Here is a 1,118-nt window from a genome sequence, read left to right as displayed (position 1 = left end):
CTAGTGGCGTGTCTCTGAAGTGTGTTGACGGTTGGCTTTCGTGAGGATCTGGTCGGCGGTCTTGGTCCAGGTGAAGGGGTGGGCGCGGTCGTTCCAGCCGTCGACGAAGGCGCGGATCTTGCGGGTGAGGTCGGTGACGGAGGTGAAGCTGCCGCGGCGGATGGCTTGTCGTTCGATGATCCCGAACCAGACCTCGACGAGGTTCATCCAGGACGCCGATGTCGGGGTGAAGTGGACGTGGATACGGGGGTTGGCGGCGAGCCAGTCGCGGACGTCGGTTTTCTTGTGGGTGGCGTAGTTGTCCATGATCAGGTGTAGTTCGTCGGTGGGGTAGGCGCGGGCGACCTGGCGCAGGAAGGTCAGGAACTCCTGGTGGCGGTGGCGGGGCTGGCAGCGGGTCGTGACCTTCCCGGTTGCCACGTCGAGCGCGGCGAACAGGGTGGTGGTCCCGTGGCGGACGTAGTCGTGGGTGCGCCGCTCGGGCAGGTTCGGTGCCAGGGGCAGCATCGGCGCGGTCCGGTCCAGTGCCTGGACCTGGGACTTCTCGTCGACGCAGAGAACGACGGCGTTCTGCGGCGGTTCGAGATAGAGCCCGACGACATCGGTGACCTTCGCGACGAGCTCCGGGTCGGTGGAGAACTTGAACGTCTCCGAGCGCCACGGCTGGATGCCGTACTCCTTCCACGCTCGGGCCACCGTGGCGTGATCGACCCGAAGATGTCCCGCCAGAAGCCGCGATGACCAGTGCGTCACCCCGAGCTTCTTCGGTGGCGCCTTCAGCGTCGCCGCGACGACCTCGCGCCGATCGACCGTGCGCGGTCGTCCCGGCCGCTCCCGGTCGTCCAACGCGGCCAGGCCGCCGTCCTCATACCGGCCCCGCCAGGCGATCACCGTCGGACGCGACACCCCGACCCGCTCGGCGATCTCCGTGTTGTTCACCCCGTCCGCGGCCAGCAGCACAATCCGTGCGCGCTGCGCCAGCCCCGCCCGCCCCGATGAAGCCCGAACCAGACCCTCCAACCGGTCACGATCACCGTCACGAAGCCCCAGAGGCGCTGCCCGCATAACCCGATTCTCACCGACACAACCGTCAAACCACTTCAGCGACACACCACTAG

Annotated in this window: 1 protein-coding gene; it reads right to left on the bottom strand. The window is 67.4% G+C overall.

Annotation, left to right across the window (positions count from 1 at the left end; genetic code table 11):
- Complete coding sequence (locus I6A60_RS41070) at window positions 1-1,065, bottom strand: IS630 family transposase (protein WP_203017580.1); 1,065 nt, start codon at window positions 1,063-1,065, stop codon at window positions 1-3.
- Window positions 1,066-1,118 lie beyond the last annotated feature (53 nt).

Origin of the sequence: Frankia sp. AgB1.9 (genome assembly GCF_016786355.1) — a bacterium.
In the GTDB taxonomy this organism is placed as follows: Bacteria; Actinomycetota; Actinomycetes; order Frankiales; family Frankiaceae; genus Pseudofrankia.
Note: the sequence above shows the minus strand (reverse complement) of the source record. Positions and strands in the feature narration are given on the sequence as shown.